The following is a 19,872-nucleotide window of genomic DNA, read 5'->3' on the forward strand; positions in this document are numbered from 1 at the left end:
TATCCGCTGTCTTGTTGTGTTACTTTTATATAGGAGGTGTGAGTGAGGCGTGTCTTCATGTAAGCTAGCCGCATTCGTTACAGCAAGACATAACTAGCAGAAAATGGAGATCAGTTCTTACACCATGCGAAAAAAACGTGAGAAGAATCTCCTGTGACAGGAGGTATTCTATGGTTAACAATATGACACTCAATGAATTAATCGTAAAAATTGTCCTTGTTTTGAGGGATAGCAAAAGAAAAGAGTTTCGGGCCATTATCGATGAGCTTCAGCCATATGATGTTGCCAGTTTGTTTAAGGAGCTGCCTGAAAAACATCGCGCCAGATTTCTCTCCTTTCTAAACATTGATGATATTACAAATATGATTGGTGAATTGGAACATGAATTTCAAATCGCTGCTTTGAAAAAAGTGGGACGAGAAAAAACGGTTCATATTATGAATAAAATGGATAACGACGATCTTGCCAGTCTCTTTGAAGAAATGGACAGCGAGCTGAAATATCAATTTTTATCCAATTTGGAAAAAGAAGAGCTTCAAGCAGTTCAGCAATTAATGAACTATCCACCTGAAACGGCTGGAAGAATCATGACGAACCGGTTTGTATGGATTCCTGAGCATTATTCCGTCAAGGATGCGGTCGATAAGCTGAAAAGCCTTGCTGAAATTGCTGAATCCATCAACTATCTTTACGTAATTAATGACAAAAAGCAGCTGGTTGGCGTTTTATCCTACAGAGATTTGATCTTAGGGGATCCAGAGGAAAAAGTAAAAGATTTAATGTTTACCCGGGTGATAGCTACTGAGGCTCTTCAGGATCAGGAAGAGGTAGCTAGGCTGATAGAACGTTACAACTTTTTGGCAATACCCGTAGTTGAAGAGAATCATGTTTTAGTAGGAATTGTTACAGTCGATGACATAATAGATGTCGTGATTCAAGAAGCAGATGAGGATTATGAAAAATTTGCAGCTTCCGGGAAAGCAATAGATTTTGATACGAAAGCTTACATTGCAGCTTATCGCCGGCTTCCCTGGCTGATCCTGTTATTATTTATCGGCCTTATTTCAGGAAGCATATTGAATTTTTTTGAAAGTACCTTGCAGCAGGTAGTCGCACTGACTTTTTTTATGCCGATGATCGCAGGCATGACAGGCAATACAGGGACGCAATCATTGGCGGTTGTGATCCGCGGTCTTTCAAAGGAAGACTTAAATAAAAAAGTGATAAGCAAGCTTATTTTCCGTGAGTTAAAAGTCGGATTAATGATCGGGGCAGTTTGCGCCCTTTTAATTACTGGAATTGCAGTTATCTGGCAGGGGGAACTATTGCTGGGCTTTGTCGTTGGTTTATCTCTTCTGCTTACGCTAATAATCGGGACAATGGCAGGTACAATTGTGCCCATTGTATTGCAGTATATGAATGTAGATCCCGCGATTGCTTCAGGACCGCTAATAACTACGTTAAATGATATCCTTTCCCTGCTCATCTATTTTGGAATTGCGACAGCTTTTATTACGAAACTCATGTGAAAGAGCAGCTTTAGAAAAGCTGCTCTTTCAGAAATGAAAACGTTTTATCATTCTATTGAAAAAGAGATAAGGCGCGGGATATCATAGTAATAGATCCCAGCCGCGAGGGGAGAGAGTAATGAAATATTTTTATGTTTTTATTTTTCTATCGTTATTGCTTATCACAGGCTGCCAGAACGAGGACGAAGGCAGAGACAGCCGGCTTGTTGCAGTAGAAGAAATGCTAATGGCGATTCTGAATGAAGACGTATCAACAATGAAGAAGCTTTATGTTGAAGGATCTTCTCCAGATCCCGAAGAAATCATTAACGGAAAGAAAGCATGGGGAATAGAAGGACTTGCATTTGAAGATTTCAAAATATCAGAAGCCGGCATCCATATGTTTAAAGCAAGCTATAATGAGAATACTGAAGCTGTTGCGTTTCGGGTTAAAACGATGGATGACGGCCGTATCATGATCGATTTTATCGGACATGTGAAACCTTTATAAATCGTTGATAATTAGCGGTTTCTATATTTAAAGTGCGCATTTAATTGGCCCTCCAGCATCTTATTTCTTAACTGGTTATCGCCTTTTAACGCTTGCTCTCTTCTTCGCATATCTTTCAGAATTTCTGCAGTTTGAACCCCATCTTCTCTTTTGTTGGCAATCTCCATAAGCTTTTCGACATCGGAAAAGGAATATTTTCTCGTGCCTCGTGTTGAACGTTGAGGAGATATGAGCTTTCTTTCCTCATAATATCTGATTTGCCGTACGGATAATCCCGTCAGCTCACTGACAATTCCTATGGATATTACTTTTTTTTCTTTATATGATTTATCTTCAATGGTCATATTTCCACCCCTGTGATGTCTTTTTTATCATTATAAAGAAAAGTTTGATAAAAAACCTGACACTTGTAAGAAAATCTAACACAAATAATAAAAAATTCGGAAGATTACATTACATAAGAGGTGATTTTAAACACGACTCTGTATATCCTTTATTATATATATTTTTTAGGAGGTTGAACAGTGGAAGAGGAAAAAGCTATTAAACTCGCTAAAGAAATAATTGCTTTGGATTTGAAGCGTGATGAAATGCTGGAGGCGTTTATGGCACTCACAGGAAACAAAGGACCTTCGTTGCTGCGGGCTGTCCAGAATGACTTATACCGCAAGTCATCATGACCTCTTAAATTTCTTAATAAAACCAATGATAAAGATTTACGTTTGATTCATCTTTTTATAACAATAAACGGTTATTCTAATATTAAACGTTAGAAAGGAGTATTGAGGGAACCATGAGTCACCAATTAAAAATGGCTTTGGAGGATCAAAGAAATTATTATTCTCAAAAGCTCCTCGCGATCGGAGTTTATAATAAAGAGGTATTAAATCGAATGACCGTTTCTGAATTAAAAGATGAATATAACTATTTTTATCATAAAATCACATATAAAAAACCAAAGTTCCCACAGTAAAGAGTTTCTTCTCATGAGATGGGGACTCTTTTTTTGTGAAAAATAAAAAAGGGTTTTTAAAAAAATTACCGAATACAGTATAAAAAGCATTTAATTTTTGTTAAAGTTAAATGTAAGGGTTTACAAAAAATAAAATAAGAGGTAGATGAATGATGAGACTAACCTTTACTGACCAAGAAATTGAAAAATCAATGGCGTTGTATAAGGTATTTGCGAAAGCGTTTAAAAGTGTTTCCGAGCACAGTATCAGGGATAGTAAAGAGCACGGGTTTAATCCTACGGAATTTGCCGTTCTGGAGCTGTTGTATACGAGAGGTCCCCAGAAGCTGCAGCAAATTGGGTCCAGGCTGCTATTGGTGAGCGGAAACGTGACGTACGTCATTGATAAGCTTGAAAGAAATGGTTTTATCGTTAGGGAACAGGATCAAAAAGACAAAAGATCCGTATATGCAAACTTAACAGAAAAAGGAAGGACCTATCTTGATGAAATTTACCCGATTCATTCCTTAAGAATTGCCCGCGCTTTTTCCGGGCTGACACAGGAGGAACAGGAGCAATTGATCATTTTGCTGAAAAAAGCAGGAATTCACAGCCAGCATCTTTTGTTCAGATAAAGCGCTTACAAGATTAATGTGTGTTACGAACGGTTCAAATGCTCTAATACAACGGCAATTGGTTGATCCTGAGGCTGCTGTCTCATCTGTCCGAAAGGGCAGCCTTTATTTTTCAGGCGGATTATCGTCTTTTCCATCGTAAAATCCTTCGGGGATAGCTTTGAATTTACTTCGTCCCAATACAGCGGGAGAGCGACCGTACCATCTTCATTACCTCTCGGGGAATAAGGGGCAATGATCGTTTTCCCGTATGCATGCTGCAAATAATCTAAATACAATAGATTCTGCCGATTTTTAATTAATCTTTCAGTAGTGAATAAATGCGGAAAGGATGCTATGCAATAATCTGCCGTAAACGCTGTAAACTTTCTTGTTTCCTCATACGAAAACGAATCCTTAGATATGGGGATGTAAAGCTGAAGTCCCTTGTTTCCAGATAGCTTCGGAAACGAATGAATTCCGAGAGAAAGTAGAAAACGGTTCAGTTCAATCGCGCATTCGATAGCCAATTCAAAATCGTTTGCAGACGGAGGATCCAAGTCAAATACGATTTCAACAGGATTGTTCGTATCAATGGTTTGAAAGGGCACGTGAAATTCCAAAGCAAGCTGATTTCCAAGCCAAAGAAGCGAAGAATAATCCTGGCAAAGAATATAGTCATGTGAATTAGAAGGAGCCGTGTGTATAAAATCCGGTGTATATTCAGGTTTGTTTTTCTGATAAAAAGATTCGCCAGCTGGTCCGTGCGGATAACGAATAACCGTTAACGCCCGGTCCTTTAAAAAAGGCAAGAAAACGTCACTGATCTGCATAAGATAGGTTAAATAGTCCGACTTATTTAGTGATTTTTTCGGGAAAATCGGTTTATCCAAATTTGTAAATTTTACAGAAGGATGCAACGATTTTGTTGATAGAATCAACTGTTGTATTGTACATTCCTCATAGCTTTTTTTCAGCTGAAATGAAAGGAAGGATGGCTCACGCAATACGCCGTTCGTATAGGACAAATACTTTACAGTCAAGCAAATGGATGGATGAATCATATAAGTTCCTGACCCTGTGAGAGTGCCGTTTTGTTTCATGATCGTCAATATTGCATTACGTTCATCTGCAGACAATCCATGATATAGCTGCGCAACTGTTAGAGAGTTTCCGTGATCATCTATGACAGCTACGTCTATATAATGATTAGCGGGATTGTAACTTTTGATAAAAACATCAGCTGTCTTATAGTTTTTTATTTTCATCCAGTCGGTCGTTTTGCCTTTTTTCCACTCACTGTTTTTCTTTTTAGCAACAATGCCTTCTCCATCATTCAATATGACGTGGTCCCATATCAGCTCTTTATTTTCAAAGGGAGGAATTAATTGAATCGCTTTTTTGTCATCAATTGATGGCTCTACAGGAAGCTTATGTTGCTTTCCCCATTCCTTCAGCTTTTGTTTCCTCATTTTCAGCGGCGAAGAAGAAAGGTCTTCTTCTCCTAGACGTAAAAGATCGAACGCCAAAAAAACGACTGGACGTCGGTCAGCTGCGGAATTTATCATTTCGGAATTTTTCATTCTTCCACGTTGCTGAACATATTCAAAATTGGATTTATTGGGATTTTCCAAAGCTGTAATTTCGCCATCAAGCATAACTGGAAGCGAATCGTCAAACGAATTGATGATCTCTGACGCAAACAAGAGAAGCTCAGGGAAGTATAGATCTAATGATCGCCCGTTCCTGCTTGTCAGGGATATTTTTTCTCGAGAAAGATAGAACAAGGCGCGAAATCCATCATATTTCACTTCATATTGCCAGCTCTCCCCGGTTGGGACAGTATCTATCAAAGTAGGCTGCATTGTAATCATAAGTTTTACTGTGCTCCGGTAGCTTTTTTTCGAGTCGTTTTTTGTTTTTTCTTTTCGGCATTTTGATGAAGAGGTACAGGTTTTTTCGGTCTTGTTGAACCTGTTTTTGTACGCTCTATGCTGGCTTGCAAGGCACTGACCAAGTCAACTACATCTTCCTTCGGAGTGGCAGTAGGCGAGACTGGATCTTCTTTTTGCAGTTTTTCTTTGATTTTTTCCAAAAACGCTACACGATACGTGTCCTCATATTGTTCAGGGTCAAATGGAATCGTCAATTCATCAATTAACTTAATGGCCGTTTGAAGCTCTTTTTCATTGATCTCAATATTTTCGGGTACGGCAGGGACGTGGTCTGCTTGCCTGATTTCATCAGGATAATGAATGGTTTCCATTAAAAGAGAATTTTCCAACACTCTTAATATTGCGAGTTGTTTTTTGGAACGTATGGTAATATGGGCTACTCCGATTTTTCCCGTTTTCCGTAGCGCTTCACGCAGAAGGCTGTATGCTTTAGCTCCGTTTTCACCCGGCCCCATGTAATAGGATCGATTGAAATAGATCGGATCAATTTCTTCTAATTTGACAAAATCAACAATTTCTACCGCTTTTTCTTCATTTTTTTCTTTTAACTCAGCGAGCTCATCTTCTGAAAAAATCGCATATTTTCCTTTGACGTATTCATACCCTTTTGTAATTTCTTTCGGAGAGACCTCTTGATTGCAATTTGTACAGACTTTTTCGTATTTAATAGGGGCACGACATGCAGTATGAAGAGTTCTGAGCTTTATATCCTTATCTTCCGTTGCTGAAAAGAGTTTTATCGGAATGTTTACTAAACCGAAGCTGATCGATCCTTTCCACATCGTATGCATGATTTTTCCTCCTCCTTTTTTTATAGTTTTTTTTAAGAGTACTGATTTCATGAGTAGAAAGTTTTGGTTCAAAAAAACGTTGACAACCTGATCAAATCATAATAAGATTAGTCTATAAAAGAATACTTCTTTCTCCAAAGGGGAGTAGCGTCCGGAAGTTTTTTCGGAAACAAAGTCGTCAATTCATGAAATTTAATTTCATCGGCTTTGTTGACATGATTTTCTAACCATGTTTAGCAAGACCTTTGCCTAATAATGGCAGAGGTCTTTTTCATTTTCTGCCATTATTAGGAAATGGAAGAAGAAAAAACTAAGGAGGAAGAAACAGTTGGATGTATCATTATTATTAGAATACGGTTGGGTACTGCTGGTGCTTATTGCATTGGAAGGGATTTTGGCTGCTGATAATGCCCTTGTCATGGCAGTAATGGTTAAGCACTTGCCTGATGAACAGCGGAAAAAAGCTCTATTTTATGGTTTAGCAGGTGCATTAATTCTTCGATTTGGAGCTTTGTTTGCAATTTCTTTCCTAGTGAATGTTTGGCAGGTACAAGCAATTGGAGCGATTTATCTCATGTATATCGCTGTCAATCATGTGCTGAGAAAATTTGTATTCAAAAAAGATGAGCACGAAATGAAAACGAAGCAAAGCGGCTTTTGGGCAACTGTTTTAAAAGTCGAATTGGCGGACATTGCTTTTGCTGTTGACAGCATACTTGCAGCAGTCGCGCTTGCCGTAACACTTCCGGCAACAAATTTACCAGAAATTGGCGGTATGGACGGCGGACAATTTGCTGTTATTCTTGCCGGCGGATTAATCGGGGTTGTTATTATGAGGTTTGCTGCCACAATGTTTGTCAATCTGTTGAAGAGTCGTCCAAGCTTAGAAACAGCGGCGTTTTTAATCGTCGGATGGGTAGGCGTAAAGCTTGCTTTGTTTACACTGGGTCATGAGGACATTCACGTGATATCTCATGAATTTATCCATGGCGGCCTGTTTAATCTCATTTTCTGGATCGTTCTGGCTGGAATTGCAGTGGGCGGATGGTTTCTCTCTAAGCCGAATCAGATAGAATCAGAAGATAAAATAAGAAAAATGAATCAAGGCTAAGCAAAAGGTCTCCTTATTGGAGCCTTTTTTTTGTAAGTGAAACAACATTTCAGTTTGTTAACAGATGTATTACAAATTCACACTATGAACCCCCTTATAACCGCGCACTTCCACGTATTTTTCTAATAGATATAAAATAGCGGGTTGTTACAATCCGTCTAAAACATTGATTTTCACTTTTCTTCCTTTGCGAATCCCTGTTAAATTAGCTATTATTAATGGGTGAACAGGGAGGAACTGAGGTGAAACCAGTGTTTAGCCTTTTATTAAGGACAAGCAAAAAACAAACGTTAGAGGAGTCAATCAACATTATCCAAAAGGGAGACCTTGAGCTTAGAAATGATTTGATTCATCAGTATAAGCCATTTGTGGCTAAAACTGTTTCTTCCGTTTGTAAACGATATATAGACGAAAAAGATGATGAATTTAGCATAGGCTTAATTGCCTTTAATGAAGCGATAGAAAAATATTCCTCTGAAAAAGGGAATTCTCTGCTGGCATTTGCAGAATTGATTATTAAACGAAAAGTGATTGATTATATTCGAAAAGAAGCAAAAAATGCACAAAACATCTATATGGACTTGCAAGAGGGAGATGATTTGGAATCTTCCCAAAGCAAAGTAGAGGCAAGCCTTTCTATTGATGAATATCATCGTTTAAGTGAACAAGAGTCACGAAAAGAAGAAATTCTGCATTTTACGAAAGAACTTAATGAATATGGGCTGACCTTTAAAGAACTGATTAAACAGTCGCCTAAACATGCCGATGCACGTCAGAATGCGATTAAAGTAGCTGTTATTTTAAATGAAAATGAAGATTTAAAAGCCATACTTACAGAAAAAAAACAACTGCCTGTCAAACAGCTTGAAAAGCTTGTTGAAGTTAGCAGAAAAACAATCGAACGAAACAGAAAATATATCATTGCCATGTTTATTATTTTATCTGGAAACTATGTATACCTGAGAGAGTATTTAAAAGGGGTGCTTCATTCATGAAAAAAGGAATCGTTGTTGAAAAATCGGGAGGAATTGTCACGTTGCTTACCCCTGACGGACAATTTTTAAAAACTAAACAGCATGAAAGTATTTGTGAAATTGGCGAGGAAATCACATTTATGCCGGAAACAAGGGTAGATAGAAGGCGTGCCGGCTTTTTTGATTTGCTCCGGCTTCGCCCTGTTCAGTCAGGCGTTATTTCAATAGCGGCCATTGTGTTGTTTGTTTTTACAATTTTACCGATGTTCGCTGATAATAAGGCGTATGCTTATATGACGATTGATATTAACCCCAGCTTTGAGTTGACGTTGGACAGTAAATGTCAAGTGCTGTCAATCAGTGCGTTAAATGCCGAAGGTGAAAACTTATTAAATGGGATGAATGATTGGAGAAAAAAGGACGTAAGAAAAGTGGTAGACGAGATTATTGCGAACAGCTCCAAATCCCATTATCTTGTAAAAAATCAAGAAATTCTTATTTCAACAGTTTTTGAAAATGATACACAGAATACATATCAAACAGATGTAAACAACCGAATAGATGAAATTTCAACGAACTACAGAAAAAAAGACTATAAGATGAGAACCCTGAAATCTGATTTAGATACTAGAAAAAAAGCGAAAGAACAAGGCGTTTCTACAGGGAAATACCTTGAAGGCGAAGAGCAATCAAAGGTCCTTGAAAAAGAACCGGATTCAAAAAGCGACGATAACCTTTCGAATGATTCTGAAGAAAAGGAATCCTCGAAAACTCCAGGAATAGACACAGATAAAGAAACTTCAGAGCAGGAAGATCGCAACGAAAACATCCCAAATGACGCCGAAAAAGACCAAACTTCCGACAATGTACCAGCTGAAGACGAAACTGAGAAATCAGAAGATGGGAATCCAGAAAATGTACCTGAAAAACCATCAGACAAAGATCAGCAAAATGATGAAGAGGAAAACGAGAGCTGGTCAGGCGAAAAAGATGACAATGAAAACGAAACTAATAAAAACGATGAAAAAGATGATAATGAAGACAAAACTAATAAAAACGATAATAAAGATGAAATTCACAAAAATGAGAAAGAAGACAGAAAGAACGATTTACATGATCGTAAAAATGAACATGAAGAAAATAAGGACGAGAGTTATTATTCGAAAAAAAAGTGGAAGGATAATGACGAATTTTTTCTATCCAAATATGACAAAAAGAGAGAGAGAAGAGAGGAGAGAGAAGAGAGCGATAAGAGAAATAAACAGCACTCTGAAAAAAAACCGCCGAGAAATCCCGGCGATTAATCTATGGTTATTTTGTATTTCCATTTAATTGAGCTTGTGCTTGTTGAACCAAACGTTTGGTGATTTCTCCCCCGACAGATCCATTGGCCCGTGACACAGTGTCTGACCCCAATTGAACTCCGAATTCTTCTGCGATTTCAAATTTATATTGATCAAGAATTTGTTCGGCTGCCGGAACAAGTAATTTATTTCTTCGTGCCATGTTTTTTTACCCCCCTTTATATAAAAATTGCTGCATGTATAGTGTTGGCTGCCTCCTAATTTTTATGCTGGCAATTGTTGAGGGATATAAAACTTTGCATTCAAAAAAACCGGACATATGCCCGTAATTTGAACGCTTACTTTTTTACATTGGCCGATCAGAAAGTGCATGCTGGACAATGGATTGGGCGGATACCTGCAAATGAAAGCATAGAATCGAAAGAACAGTAGCAGCTGTTAATTCCTTCACCATTTCCCAGTCTTCATTGTTTAGATGTGGAAATAAACCAGCAAGCTGCTCTGCTTCTTTTTTTAGTATAATCGTGATTTCGTTATCTTTCAGTGAATAATTTTTTTCTTCAGACAGCATAATGGATAAAAGCCGGGCGCAGCCCTCGTAAAAATCGATAGGGCTGACGACATCGTCAGACCGGTCATCAATGTTGTTAAAAAGCAGCTTTAAAATGTTTCTGATCGTGTCAAAGTCATAAATGGACTTTAAGTCTCGTACAATTAAAAGAATCACCACTTGATCGACAGAATATTTTTTGCCGAGCTCTGGATGGCCGATTAAATCTTTTATATCTCGTTTAATCCAATTTTGAATGGCTGAAGGCTTTAAGGATGTCAGCTCACATAAATTTCCTAATTCAACAATTTCATTTGTTGAAAAGCCGTAATCCTTTTTTTGTTTTCGTTTTTCATACCTCATCAAAAAAAGAGGGACGACTGTGTCGTGCTTGCTTCTTTCTGACTTACTGATTATTTCTAAAGGTTTCTCATCGATTTCGCCCTTTAGCGAATGTAATAGCTTAACCATTTCCATTCGGTTTAAGTTGTGGAGTTTCATAACTCACCTCTGTATCAGCTTTCTTCGTTGATTTTTGGGATAAAGCTTGTCTTTATAAGTGATATTTCTTGCAATTTTAAATGATTCTTATATAATTTTCTATATAAGTTCATTTGATCTTATTATAACATGGAGGGTAAAAATGGGAAAAAGAATCTTTTTCTTTTTGTTGTCTAATATACTTGTTATCACAACGATTGGCATTGTGTTGACAATTGTAAGTTCCGCAACAGGAGTCAATGGATACTTCACAGCAGGCGGCATCAACCTTGTCTATCTGCTTGTGTTTAGTGCGATCGTCGGCTTTACGGGATCGTTTATATCCTTGGCAATGTCTCGCTGGATGGCGAAAATGATGATGGGTGTACGGGTACTCAACCCGGCAAAACAATCGCTGTCGCTTGAAGAAGAACGCTTGGTTGAGCGGGTGCACAGGCTTGCTCGCGCGGCGGGCATTACTAAAATGCCTGAAGTAGGTATTTATCAGTCACCTGAGGTTAACGCCTTTGCAACCGGCCCTTCGAAAAACAAATCGTTAGTAGCCGTTTCTGCAGGTCTTCTAAATGAAATGGACGATGATGCGGTCGAAGGGGTTCTGGCTCATGAGGTAGCACATATTGCCAACGGCGACATGGTTACGATGACCCTTCTGCAAGGGCTGGTCAATACGTTTGTCGTCTTCTTCGCCAGAGTTGCTGCTTGGATCGCTTCAAGATTCGTAAGGGAAGATCTAGCTCCAATTGTTCATTTTATTGCAGTGATCATCTTCCAAATTGTCTTTTCAATTTTAGGAAGCCTTGTTGTTTTTGCTTACTCTCGCCATCGCGAATTTCATGCGGACAGAGGAGGAGCCGATTTGGCAGGCAAAGACAAAATGATTCATGCACTTCGTTCTTTGCAACACTACTCATCCCGTGTAAGAGAAGAAGAGCAAGCATCTGTGGCGACTTTAAAAATCAATGGCAGGAGAAAATCATCCATTTTCTCAACTCACCCTGATCTGAACGAACGAATCAGCCGGCTGGAAGCAAAATAATAAGTGTTCATGGGATGTACAGTGAAGAGAGCGTTTAATATTTAGCTTTCGTACACTCATCCGAGCTGATCGTTGGATGAACTAATTTGTGATAAAGTAACTATGGGAGCATCTCTTGCCGAAGAGATGCTTCTTTTTGCGTACTGGAATAGTTAATCAAGTGAATTAGACTTTTAAAACGACAAGATTTTCTATATACTGTAGTTTGTATTTAATTCCAAAGTGAGGACTCTCATGAAAATAAAGTTGCAAAAAATCCTGAATATATTAACACCTTTTCAATTAATCGCCCTTTATTATGTTCTGGCTATTACGATTTCAGTCGTTTTACTCAGTTTGCCTGTTGCACATAAGGGAGGCGTTCAATGGTCATTTGTTGACGGACTGTTTACTGCGGTAAGTGCGGTAAGTGTGACCGGCTTAACAGTAGTAAATACAGCCGAAACCTTTAGCACAGCGGGGTACTTTATTTTAGCCCTAGTGCTGCAGTTGGGCGGAATTGGTATTATGACGCTAGGTACCTTAGTCTGGATCATAGTCGGAAAGCGAATTGGCCTGAAAGAACGAATGCTTATTATGGCCGAGCATAATCAATCCCATTTATCTGGGATCGTAAAATTGATAAAACAGGTATTAATGCTCATCCTATTAATTGAATTTATTGGCGGCCTGATCCTTAGTCTTTATTTTTTGACCTACTATGATGCGAAGGAGGCTTTTTTACACGGCTTCTTCGCGAGTATTAGTGCAACTACCAATGGAGGATTTGATATTACCGGTGACTCGATGGTTCCTTTTAAAGATGACTATTTTGTCCAGTTGATTACCATGATTTTGATTATTTTGGGTGCCATTGGTTTTCCTGTTTTAGTTGAAGTGAAGAATTTTTTGTTTTCAAGGAATCAAAGAACTCGCTTTAGCCTTTTTTCGAAGTTGACAACCATTACGTTTTTTTTCTTAGTTACCGGCGGCGCAATGGGGATATTTGCCTTGGAAGCACGATTCTCATTTTCAGGAATGTCATGGCATGAAATCCTTTTTTATTCGTTATTTCAATCCGTTGCAACGAGGAGCGGAGGGCTTACGACGATTGATATCAGCCAATTTTCGGAACAAACACTGCTATTTATCTGTGCCTTAATGTTTGTCGGTGCATCTCCCAGTTCTGTTGGAGGCGGTATAAGGACAACGACGTTTGCTCTTAATTTGCTGGCGTTGTTTCATTTTGCAAGAGGGAACAAATCTGTTAAAATTTTCAAACGGGAGCTTTATCAGGAAGACCTGTTAAAATCGTTAGTCGTTACAATGATGGCGATACTGCTCGTTTTTGCTTCTACACTTCTTTTGACAATTACAGAGAAGCATTCATTCGTCGCCGTTCTATTTGAAGTATGCTCAGCCTTTGGTACAACTGGTTTATCAATCGGAATTACGCCTGATTTAACTCCTTTCGGAAAATGTGTGCTGATGATTATCATGTTTATTGGAAGAATTGGTATCTTAACAATGTTGTATTTGATTGGAAGGAAAGTAGTCGAAGCCGATTATCATTATCCTAAGGAACGGGTGATTATCGGATAGTTAATTAGACGAAAGAGACAAAAGGGGAAGATGTCATGCGAAAGCTCAATTTACTGCTATTACTTATAATGGGATTGTTGCTGTCAAATGGATGTACAAACGAACAGACACCTGATCAAAGCATGGAGGAGTTTGTTAATCAATGGAATAAACAGGAATTTTCCAATATGTACGGAAAGCTATCAGCAAATGCACAAAAGTCCATTTCAAAGGATCAGTTTGTCGAAAGATATGAAAAGATTTATGAAGATATAGGTGCAAAAGATCTAAAAGTAAAAATAGCAAAGCAGGAAGACGAGGAAAAGCAAGGCAAGCAAGGGACGACAGAAAAAATTCCTTATGAAGTATCAATGAACACAATAGCGGGACCTGTTTCTTTTCAAGGCGAAGCTGAATTAGTACAAGAAAAAACTTACGACAAAAATCAATGGAAGCTCAATTGGAATCCTTCCTTCCTGTTCTCCCAGCTTAATGAAGGCGAAACAATTCAAATCGCGGCGAATGAACCGAAACGCGGCCAAATTTTTGACCGGAATGGGCAGCCGCTCGCGATCAATGCAACAGTAAATGAAATCGGCGTCGTCCCGGGACAATTGGGTTCCGAAAAAGAAAAAGTGATTACCGAGTTAAGCAAAGAGCTCAAAATGACCAGTGAAAGTATTGAAACCCTTCTTGCAGCGAATTGGGTAACCGACGATTCATACGTTCCGATAAAAAAACTAAAACCTGATCAGGCAGGGCTTGTGGAAAAACTGACACAATTGCCTGGGGTAATGAAAAAAGAGACAGAGTCAAGATATTATCCATATGGAGAACAAGCTGCACAATTAACAGGCTACATACGAGGAATTACGAATGAAGAGCTGGCTGAAAAAGAGAAAGAAGGTTATAGTCCTTCATCATTAATTGGTGTTGTTGGTTTAGAAAGCTTGTACGAAAAAGATCTTCGGGGTAAAACAGGCTGGACGATCAAAATTCCCGAATCTAATGAAATGATCGCATCTTCAGGCAAAGAGGACGGAAAGGACATCCAATTAACGATCGATATTGATAAACAAACCGAAGCATATGAGCAACTAAAGGGCGATACGGGTGCAGCGGTTGTACTTGAACCAAAAACAGGTGAAACGCTTGCTCTTGCAAGTACACCGTCCTATGATCCAAATGGTTTTCTTTTTGGGTGGGCTCCTGATGAGTGGGACCGACTGATCCAAAACCCTGATATGCCTTTTTCAGCCAAATTTAATAAAACATATGCTCCTGGATCGACAATTAAACCGATCACAGCAGCAATCGGGATTGCCTCAGGAAAGCTAAATCCGCAGGAGGCTAAGTCGATAAACGGCAAACAGTGGCAAAAAGATTCATCATGGGGCGGATACCGTGTTACAAGGGTATCAGACGCTTTGAATCAAGTGAATCTTGTCAATGCTTTGATAACATCCGACAATATTTATTTTGCGCAAACTGCTTTAGATACAGGAACCGATCAATTTGTTGAAGGGCTGAAATCCTTTGGTTTTGAAGAAGAGCTTGGCTATGAATTTACGACACAAAAGTCTACGATAGCCAACGAAGGAATTAAAAATGAGATCATGCTTGCGGATAGCGGATACGGGCAAGGGCAAATGCTAATGTCACCGATTCACCTGGCTGCTGCTTATACTTCATTTGTTAATGAAGGAAATATGATTAAACCTTATTTGCTGAAAAAAGAAGGCCAAAGTCCAAATGCTTGGCATGAAGGAGTCGTTTCTAAGGACGGGGCTTCATATATTACTGAAGGCTTAAAAGGAGTAGTCGAGGATCCGCGTGGTTCAGCTTATAAACCCGTTAATAAAAAACTGACGATAGCAGGGAAAACTGGAACGGCGGAATTAAAAGCAAGCCAGGATGACGAAAACGGGAAAGAAAACGGCTGGTTTGTAGCCTATGATTATAAAAATGAAGACCTTTTGGTTACGATGATGGTTCAAGATGTTTCTAAAAAGGGCGGAAGCTCCTACGTTGTAAAAAAAGGAAAAGCATTGTTCACGGAAAAACACTGATGGAATTCAGTGTTTTTTCCATTTCTTTATAGAAGTGAAAGGCAGTAAAAATGGTGAACCTATGAGAAAGAGGAGGAGACCAATGCATTTTCAAAAGAAACAAACAACTACAAAAGGGAGGAAGCACATTGAAGAGAAAAGCAGCAAGAGATGAAGCATTAAAAAATAATCAAACGCCGAAAGAAAGTATGGGGAAAGATTCGTATTTGACTCAAGTTCACCATGAAACCAATCCTGCAAACCGAAACTCAAAACACGGCAGACAAGGGGAGTAACATGGGCAAAAATCATAAAAGCAAAGACATTGAAAACCATAAGAAAAAAATGAATCCCAAAATTCTCGAGGAAGAATATTCCCATGAACTGGGAGATGTTCATGCAGGAAAGTTTTTTGAGTTGATTCAAGTAGGGAAGCTGAAGGATAAGAAAAAGAGCGATTGTAAGGATAAACAAAACGGCCGGTAATTCCGGCCGTTTTTTGTAGAAATTATTTTAACTCAATGACTGGCTCAGCCAATTTTTTCACGAATGTTGTTGACAAGAAGCATGTAAGTACAGCTGCAAGTAAGGTAACCATCAACAAGCTTTCGTAATTATGGAGCCATTCCATCGTGCTGCTGTGGCGAAAAAATTTAATCGCAAAGCCATGAAGCAGGTATACATATAGGGTTCGTGTGCCCCACCGAGTAAAGAAATATTTTTTCTCGGGAATGATAGCAAGAAAGCTGAATGTCGCAACGAAAGTTAAACAGTAAAACCCTAGCCGCTCAACCAGGCTAATAACGCCTGGTTCACCGAAATATGAATACGGTTTTGAGCCAAACAGCCAAGTATAATCAAACTGTATCAATAAGCAGCAAATAAAAACGACTGTGAGCATTGCGATAGAAGTGAGCTTCGATTTCATGGTACGAATTTTATCGAAGTGTTCTTTCTTTAGATAATACCCAGCTAAAAAGATTGGGAAAAACACGAGTGTCCTAGATAAGCTTAAAACATGATTGACGAAATCAACATAACCTACAGTCAGAGCTATCACTAATGATACAGTGAATGCCAGCTTTGGCGGGATTTTTGTAAAAAGAAACAAAAGCAAGTTCCAGCAAAATAAGCTGATTAAAAACCAGAGCGACCACTCGGGATCAAAAGGATTTAATTTGATTTTTGAGTCTTGGATGAAATGGTTGTAAATTGTATAGATGGCTTGAAAAATTAAATATGGGAAAATGAGTTTGTACGTAATTTTTTTTATATACCCGTGACGATTAAACCCTTTTGAAAAATAGCCAGAAACGAGTATGAACGCCGGCATATGAAAGGTATAAACAAATTTATAGATGTTAAGCATGAATTCATTGCTGCTTATATAAGATTGTATAATATGTCCAAAAACGACAAGAAAGACGAGAAGGAATTTTGCATTGTCAAAGTAGGGTTCTCTGTTTTTCTCCATCATAACCACCTTTTTCGAGAATATGATCAAACCTTATTCCCTCATATCTAGTGAATGATAAAGGGAGTCGGTTCTTTTTTTAAATGGAAAACCAGGAAATGTTACTTTGTTTTAAAAGAAAAGTAAAGAAAGTTATCGTAAACTAACGAATTTTAGGTGGATGAAATGTTTCAATTGTTCAGAAACTGTGAAGGAAGTTGCTGGTTATTGTAGAATTAAAGGGAGGATAGGTAAAGAAGAGGGAGTGTAAAGTGGATGAATGAAACACTTGACTATAATGATTCCTTAAAATTAAAAGAAGAGCTTGCAAAAAAAAGCGCTGAGAATAAAAGTCTAAAAGAACAATTGGCAATGCAGCGGATTATGTTTGAACATGCTTGGGATGCGATGTTTATGTTCGATCATAAGCTAACTATTATTCACGCCAATGAAGCTGCCTCTCAATTGATGCAGATAAAAAAAGACAAGCTGATTAACAGGTCTATCTACGATTTTCTGCCCAGCCTTTCTAAAAGTAAGCTGGATTTAAAGCGCTTTAATGAGAAAGGACATATAAAAAAGGATGTTTGTGTAAAACTGGATAACGGAACGACAAAGCATCTTGAAATGCTATTGAAAAAAATTGACGGTGAGGAATGGTCATTTGCATCTTTGCGGGATATTTCTTCAAAAAAGATTCTTGAGCGCGAGAGGTCTATTAATGAACAGCTATTTAAGGATTTATTTTTACGCGCTGTTGATGGAATTGTTATCTTTGACAAGCAAGGAAATTTTATTGATGCAAATCGTTCGTTTTGTCAAAGCTTTCAAATTGACAAGAAGGAATTGTCAAAGCTGAAACTTGATCTTTTTATAAGAGAGCCATTTAAGAAAAAATTAAAAAAAATATGGGAAACGCTAGATGCGAAGGGACGCGCAAAAGGAGAGCTGCCGGTTACTCTTATTTCCGGTGATCAAAAGCTGTTTGAATTCACTATTACCTCAAATATTATCAGCGGTTTTTATATGTCGATTATGAGAGATATAACGGAAAAAAGGAACATGGAAATTCAGCTCTTAAAAAGCGAGGAACGCTTTCGAGAAGTATTTCAAAATGCGATGGATGCGATAATTATTTGGAAAAATAATGGACAAATTATTGAAGCTAACGCTTCTGCTTGTAAAATTTTTGAACTTCCGATGGAACAGCTTTTACAGAGCAAGTTTCTAGACTTTATCGACAAAAACGACCCCAAATTCGAAACGGTTTTAAAGCAATACAAGCAAAAAAACGAGTTAAGGGCTGAGCTTCAATTTTATATGCCAAATGGGCAATACAAAGAACTCGAATTTACGTCGAAAAAAATAATATTTGAAGATCATCACTTAACCGTTCTGCGAAATGTAAGCGACCGTAAAAGGATGGAAAAGGAACTAAGAGAAAATGAACTGAAATTCAGAAAAGTGTTCAATGGTGCAATGGATGGCTTTTTGCTTTTTAACAATAATAATGAAATTATCGATGCCAATCCTGTCGCGGGTGAAATTTTAAATCTTCCGCTGCAAAAGATAAAGGAATCCAGAATTACTGATTTAATCTCAAAATACGAGGTTGAGCACGCTGCATCGGCAGATCGGGTCATATCGCTCAGCGAGAAGAATAACGAGCTTCCGATCATTTTAAAGCAAGAGGAAGATCAGATATTGGAATTTTCCTATAAGAGAAACATTATTCATAATATGAATCTTGCCTTATTCAGGGATATTACTGAAAGAAAAGAGCTTGAGGAGCGGCTGAGGAAGTCGGATACGCTGCACGTTGTTGGCGAGCTGGCTGCAGGCATCGCTCATGAAATAAGGAATCCGATGACTGCTTTAAAAGGATTTATCCAGCTGTTGAAAAGCAGTATCGAAGGGGACTATACACTATATTTTAACGTCATCACCTCTGAGCTGAAACGAATCGAATCTATCATTACGGAATTCCTAATTCTTGCTAAGCCCCAGGCCATTATGTATGAAGAACGAAACGTAACGCAAATTATGAGTGATACAATTGAACTCCTGCATGCCCAAGCAAACATGAGCAATGTACAAATCCATCTTGACGTCTATGAAGAGATCGCCGACATATACTGCGAACCAAATCAATTAAAACAGGTCTTTATAAATATTTTAAAAAATGCGATTGAAGTCATGCCTTCTGGTGGAAATATATACGTGGCGATTAAGTCTGTTGATGATCATCATATATGTATTTCTATGACGGATGAAGGCAGCGGAATCAGTGAAGATAAATTAAAGCGATTGGGAGAACCCTTTTATACAACGAAGGAAAGAGGGACAGGACTTGGTCTTATGGTCAGCTATAAGATTATGAAAGAGCATCAAGGGAAAATAGAAGTAGAAAGTGAAGAAGGAAAAGGAACAAGCTTCTATTTAACCTTGCCGATCAGGCAAAAAGTCGAAGAGGAGAGTATCAAGTGATCTATGGAATGAAAGTTGATCTTCCGATTGGACAAGTATCGATCCTTGAAACTGACGGGTATATCAGTCATTTGCTGTTGGATCAAGCCCAGCTTGATAAGCTGCTAAACAAAGGTATAGAGATACGCTTTAAGGAAACGGAGCTTTTACAACAAGCGATTTTCCAGTTGCAGGAGTACTTTGATGGGATACGTACAAATTTTACAGTGCCTATCAAACAAAAAGGAACGCCATTTCAAGAAAACGTATGGGAGGCTCTCAGCTTAATCCCTTACGGTGAATCCAGAAGCTACTCGGATATTGCTCTGCAAATTGGCAAGCCGGCTGCCGTGAGAGCAATCGGCCAAGCAAACAAATGCAATCAGCTACCTGTGTTTGTTCCTTGCCACCGGGTGATCGGAAAAAATTCGTCTCTTACCGGGTACGCCGGCCAAAAAACAGATCAAAAAGCGATATTGCTAAAGCATGAAAACATTTTGTTTAAGGAAAAATAATTCAAATGGCATGTTCCGTTTTT

At 38.4% G+C, this 19,872-nt stretch carries 21 protein-coding genes; 15 read left to right on the forward strand and 6 right to left on the reverse strand.

Features of this window, described 5'->3' with window-relative positions; genetic code table 11:
- Positions 1-170: 170 nt before the first annotated feature.
- Both mgtE and AM592_RS03970 read left to right on the forward strand, forming a co-directional pair.
- Complete coding sequence (gene mgtE / locus AM592_RS03965) at positions 171-1,529, forward strand: magnesium transporter (protein WP_053602580.1); 1,359 nt, start codon at positions 171-173, stop codon at positions 1,527-1,529.
- Positions 1,530-1,647: 118 nt separating this feature from the next.
- Positions 1,648-2,019, forward strand: a complete 372-nt coding sequence (locus AM592_RS03970) for a hypothetical protein (RefSeq protein WP_053602581.1) — start codon at positions 1,648-1,650, stop codon at positions 2,017-2,019.
- 11 nt (positions 2,020-2,030) lie between these two features.
- Here the strand turns inward: AM592_RS03970 and AM592_RS03975 are convergent, their stop codons facing one another.
- Positions 2,031-2,363 (reverse strand): MerR family transcriptional regulator, encoded by a 333-nt coding sequence (locus tag AM592_RS03975; protein ID WP_053602582.1) that lies wholly within the window; start codon positions 2,361-2,363, stop codon positions 2,031-2,033.
- 180 nt (positions 2,364-2,543) lie between these two features.
- On the opposite strand from AM592_RS03975, the gene AM592_RS24315 reads away from it, so the two are divergent.
- The 3 genes from AM592_RS24315 (at position 2,544) to AM592_RS03985 (ending at position 3,606) form a co-directional block, all read left to right on the forward strand.
- The gene (locus AM592_RS24315; protein WP_098945191.1) at positions 2,544-2,699 is read left to right on the forward strand and encodes a hypothetical protein; all 156 of its coding nucleotides are present in this window, start codon (positions 2,544-2,546) and stop codon (positions 2,697-2,699) included.
- Between the two features lie 113 nt (positions 2,700-2,812).
- A complete protein-coding gene (locus tag AM592_RS03980; protein ID WP_053602583.1) occupies positions 2,813-2,992 on the forward strand; it encodes a Fur-regulated basic protein FbpA in 180 nt (59 codons plus the stop codon).
- Positions 2,993-3,141: 149 nt separating this feature from the next.
- Complete coding sequence (locus AM592_RS03985; protein ID WP_098945192.1) at positions 3,142-3,606, forward strand: MarR family winged helix-turn-helix transcriptional regulator; 465 nt, start codon at positions 3,142-3,144, stop codon at positions 3,604-3,606.
- A 23-nt stretch (positions 3,607-3,629) separates the two neighbouring features.
- Here the strand turns inward: AM592_RS03985 and AM592_RS03990 are convergent, their stop codons facing one another.
- A complete protein-coding gene (locus AM592_RS03990; RefSeq protein ID WP_053605974.1) occupies positions 3,630-5,450 on the reverse strand; it encodes a DNA ligase D in 1,821 nt (606 codons plus the stop codon).
- Between the two features lie 14 nt (positions 5,451-5,464).
- Positions 5,465-6,331, reverse strand: a complete 867-nt coding sequence (gene ku / locus AM592_RS03995; RefSeq protein ID WP_053602584.1) for a non-homologous end joining protein Ku — start codon at positions 6,329-6,331, stop codon at positions 5,465-5,467.
- Positions 6,332-6,659: 328 nt separating this feature from the next.
- On the opposite strand from ku, the gene AM592_RS04000 reads away from it, so the two are divergent.
- From AM592_RS04000 to AM592_RS04010, 3 genes are all read left to right on the forward strand, one after another.
- The gene (locus AM592_RS04000; RefSeq protein ID WP_053602585.1) at positions 6,660-7,442 is read left to right on the forward strand and encodes a TerC family protein; all 783 of its coding nucleotides are present in this window, start codon (positions 6,660-6,662) and stop codon (positions 7,440-7,442) included.
- A gap of 242 nt (positions 7,443-7,684) precedes the next feature.
- The gene (gene sigI / locus AM592_RS04005) at positions 7,685-8,437 is read left to right on the forward strand and encodes an RNA polymerase sigma factor SigI (RefSeq protein WP_053602586.1); all 753 of its coding nucleotides are present in this window, start codon (positions 7,685-7,687) and stop codon (positions 8,435-8,437) included.
- Entirely contained in the window at positions 8,434-9,720 is a 1,287-nt protein-coding gene (locus AM592_RS04010) for an anti-sigma factor domain-containing protein (RefSeq protein WP_053602587.1), read from the forward strand. The genes sigI and AM592_RS04010 overlap by 4 nt, the downstream gene beginning before the upstream one ends.
- Positions 9,721-9,727: 7 nt before the next feature.
- Here AM592_RS04010 and AM592_RS04015 read toward each other — a convergent pair whose 3' ends face one another.
- Together AM592_RS04015 and AM592_RS04020 are read right to left on the reverse strand one after the other, a co-directional pair.
- Positions 9,728-9,922, reverse strand: a complete 195-nt coding sequence (locus AM592_RS04015) for an alpha/beta-type small acid-soluble spore protein (RefSeq protein WP_053602588.1) — start codon at positions 9,920-9,922, stop codon at positions 9,728-9,730.
- 144 nt (positions 9,923-10,066) lie between these two features.
- A complete protein-coding gene (locus AM592_RS04020) occupies positions 10,067-10,771 on the reverse strand; it encodes a DUF1836 domain-containing protein (RefSeq protein ID WP_053602589.1) in 705 nt (234 codons plus the stop codon).
- A 142-nt stretch (positions 10,772-10,913) separates the two neighbouring features.
- Between AM592_RS04020 and htpX the strand changes: the two genes are divergently transcribed.
- From htpX to AM592_RS04040, 5 genes are all read left to right on the forward strand, one after another.
- Positions 10,914-11,807, forward strand: coding sequence for a protease HtpX (gene htpX / locus AM592_RS04025; RefSeq protein WP_053602590.1), 894 nt, complete (start codon positions 10,914-10,916; stop codon positions 11,805-11,807).
- A gap of 234 nt (positions 11,808-12,041) precedes the next feature.
- A complete protein-coding gene (locus AM592_RS04030; RefSeq protein WP_053602591.1) occupies positions 12,042-13,388 on the forward strand; it encodes a TrkH family potassium uptake protein in 1,347 nt (448 codons plus the stop codon).
- Positions 13,389-13,423: 35 nt separating this feature from the next.
- The gene (locus AM592_RS04035; protein WP_053602592.1) at positions 13,424-15,436 is read left to right on the forward strand and encodes a penicillin-binding transpeptidase domain-containing protein; all 2,013 of its coding nucleotides are present in this window, start codon (positions 13,424-13,426) and stop codon (positions 15,434-15,436) included.
- A gap of 128 nt (positions 15,437-15,564) precedes the next feature.
- Positions 15,565-15,711 carry a hypothetical protein gene (locus tag AM592_RS24320; protein WP_098945193.1) on the forward strand — a complete coding sequence of 49 codons (147 nt, stop codon included), beginning with the start codon at positions 15,565-15,567 and terminating at the stop codon, positions 15,709-15,711.
- A 1-nt stretch (position 15,712) separates the two neighbouring features.
- Entirely contained in the window at positions 15,713-15,901 is a 189-nt protein-coding gene (locus AM592_RS04040) for a hypothetical protein (protein WP_053602593.1), read from the forward strand.
- Between the two features lie 22 nt (positions 15,902-15,923).
- Here AM592_RS04040 and AM592_RS04045 read toward each other — a convergent pair whose 3' ends face one another.
- A complete protein-coding gene (locus AM592_RS04045) occupies positions 15,924-16,889 on the reverse strand; it encodes an acyltransferase family protein (RefSeq protein ID WP_053602594.1) in 966 nt (321 codons plus the stop codon).
- Positions 16,890-17,144: 255 nt separating this feature from the next.
- Between AM592_RS04045 and AM592_RS04050 the strand changes: the two genes are divergently transcribed.
- Complete coding sequence (locus AM592_RS04050; RefSeq protein WP_053602595.1) at positions 17,145-19,355, forward strand: PAS domain-containing sensor histidine kinase; 2,211 nt, start codon at positions 17,145-17,147, stop codon at positions 19,353-19,355.
- On the forward strand, positions 19,352-19,849 hold the full coding sequence (locus AM592_RS04055; protein WP_376773318.1) for a methylated-DNA--[protein]-cysteine S-methyltransferase: 498 nt from the start codon (positions 19,352-19,354) through the stop codon (positions 19,847-19,849). Before AM592_RS04050 ends, AM592_RS04055 begins: the two co-directional genes overlap by 4 nt.
- Positions 19,850-19,872 lie beyond the last annotated feature (23 nt).

This window comes from Bacillus gobiensis (assembly GCF_001278705.1).
In the GTDB taxonomy this organism is placed as follows: Bacteria; Bacillota; Bacilli; order Bacillales; family Bacillaceae; genus Bacillus; species Bacillus gobiensis.

Excerpts from the sequence above, each read along its gene's own strand:
- AM592_RS04045 (WP_053602594.1), bottom strand. The coding sequence starts at position 16,889 with ATGGAGAAAAACAGAGAACCCTACTTTGACAATGCAAAATTCCTTCTC.
- AM592_RS04010 (WP_053602587.1), top strand. The coding sequence starts at position 8,434 with ATGAAAAAAGGAATCGTTGTTGAAAAATCGGGAGGAATTGTCACGTTG.
- AM592_RS03975 (WP_053602582.1), bottom strand. The coding sequence starts at position 2,363 with ATGACCATTGAAGATAAATCATATAAAGAAAAAAAAGTAATATCCATA.
- AM592_RS04050 (WP_053602595.1), top strand. The coding sequence starts at position 17,145 with ATGAATGAAACACTTGACTATAATGATTCCTTAAAATTAAAAGAAGAG.
- ku (WP_053602584.1), bottom strand. The coding sequence starts at position 6,331 with ATGCATACGATGTGGAAAGGATCGATCAGCTTCGGTTTAGTAAACATT.
- htpX (WP_053602590.1), top strand. The coding sequence starts at position 10,914 with ATGGGAAAAAGAATCTTTTTCTTTTTGTTGTCTAATATACTTGTTATC.
- AM592_RS03985 (WP_098945192.1), top strand. The coding sequence starts at position 3,142 with ATGATGAGACTAACCTTTACTGACCAAGAAATTGAAAAATCAATGGCG.
- AM592_RS04030 (WP_053602591.1), top strand. The coding sequence starts at position 12,042 with ATGAAAATAAAGTTGCAAAAAATCCTGAATATATTAACACCTTTTCAA.
- AM592_RS03980 (WP_053602583.1), top strand. The coding sequence starts at position 2,813 with ATGAGTCACCAATTAAAAATGGCTTTGGAGGATCAAAGAAATTATTAT.
- AM592_RS04035 (WP_053602592.1), top strand. The coding sequence starts at position 13,424 with ATGCGAAAGCTCAATTTACTGCTATTACTTATAATGGGATTGTTGCTG.
- AM592_RS04020 (WP_053602589.1), bottom strand. The coding sequence starts at position 10,771 with ATGAAACTCCACAACTTAAACCGAATGGAAATGGTTAAGCTATTACAT.
- AM592_RS04040 (WP_053602593.1), top strand. The coding sequence starts at position 15,713 with ATGGGCAAAAATCATAAAAGCAAAGACATTGAAAACCATAAGAAAAAA.
- mgtE (WP_053602580.1), top strand. The coding sequence starts at position 171 with ATGGTTAACAATATGACACTCAATGAATTAATCGTAAAAATTGTCCTT.
- AM592_RS03990 (WP_053605974.1), bottom strand. The coding sequence starts at position 5,450 with ATGCAGCCTACTTTGATAGATACTGTCCCAACCGGGGAGAGCTGGCAA.
- AM592_RS04015 (WP_053602588.1), bottom strand. The coding sequence starts at position 9,922 with ATGGCACGAAGAAATAAATTACTTGTTCCGGCAGCCGAACAAATTCTT.
- AM592_RS03970 (WP_053602581.1), top strand. The coding sequence starts at position 1,648 with ATGAAATATTTTTATGTTTTTATTTTTCTATCGTTATTGCTTATCACA.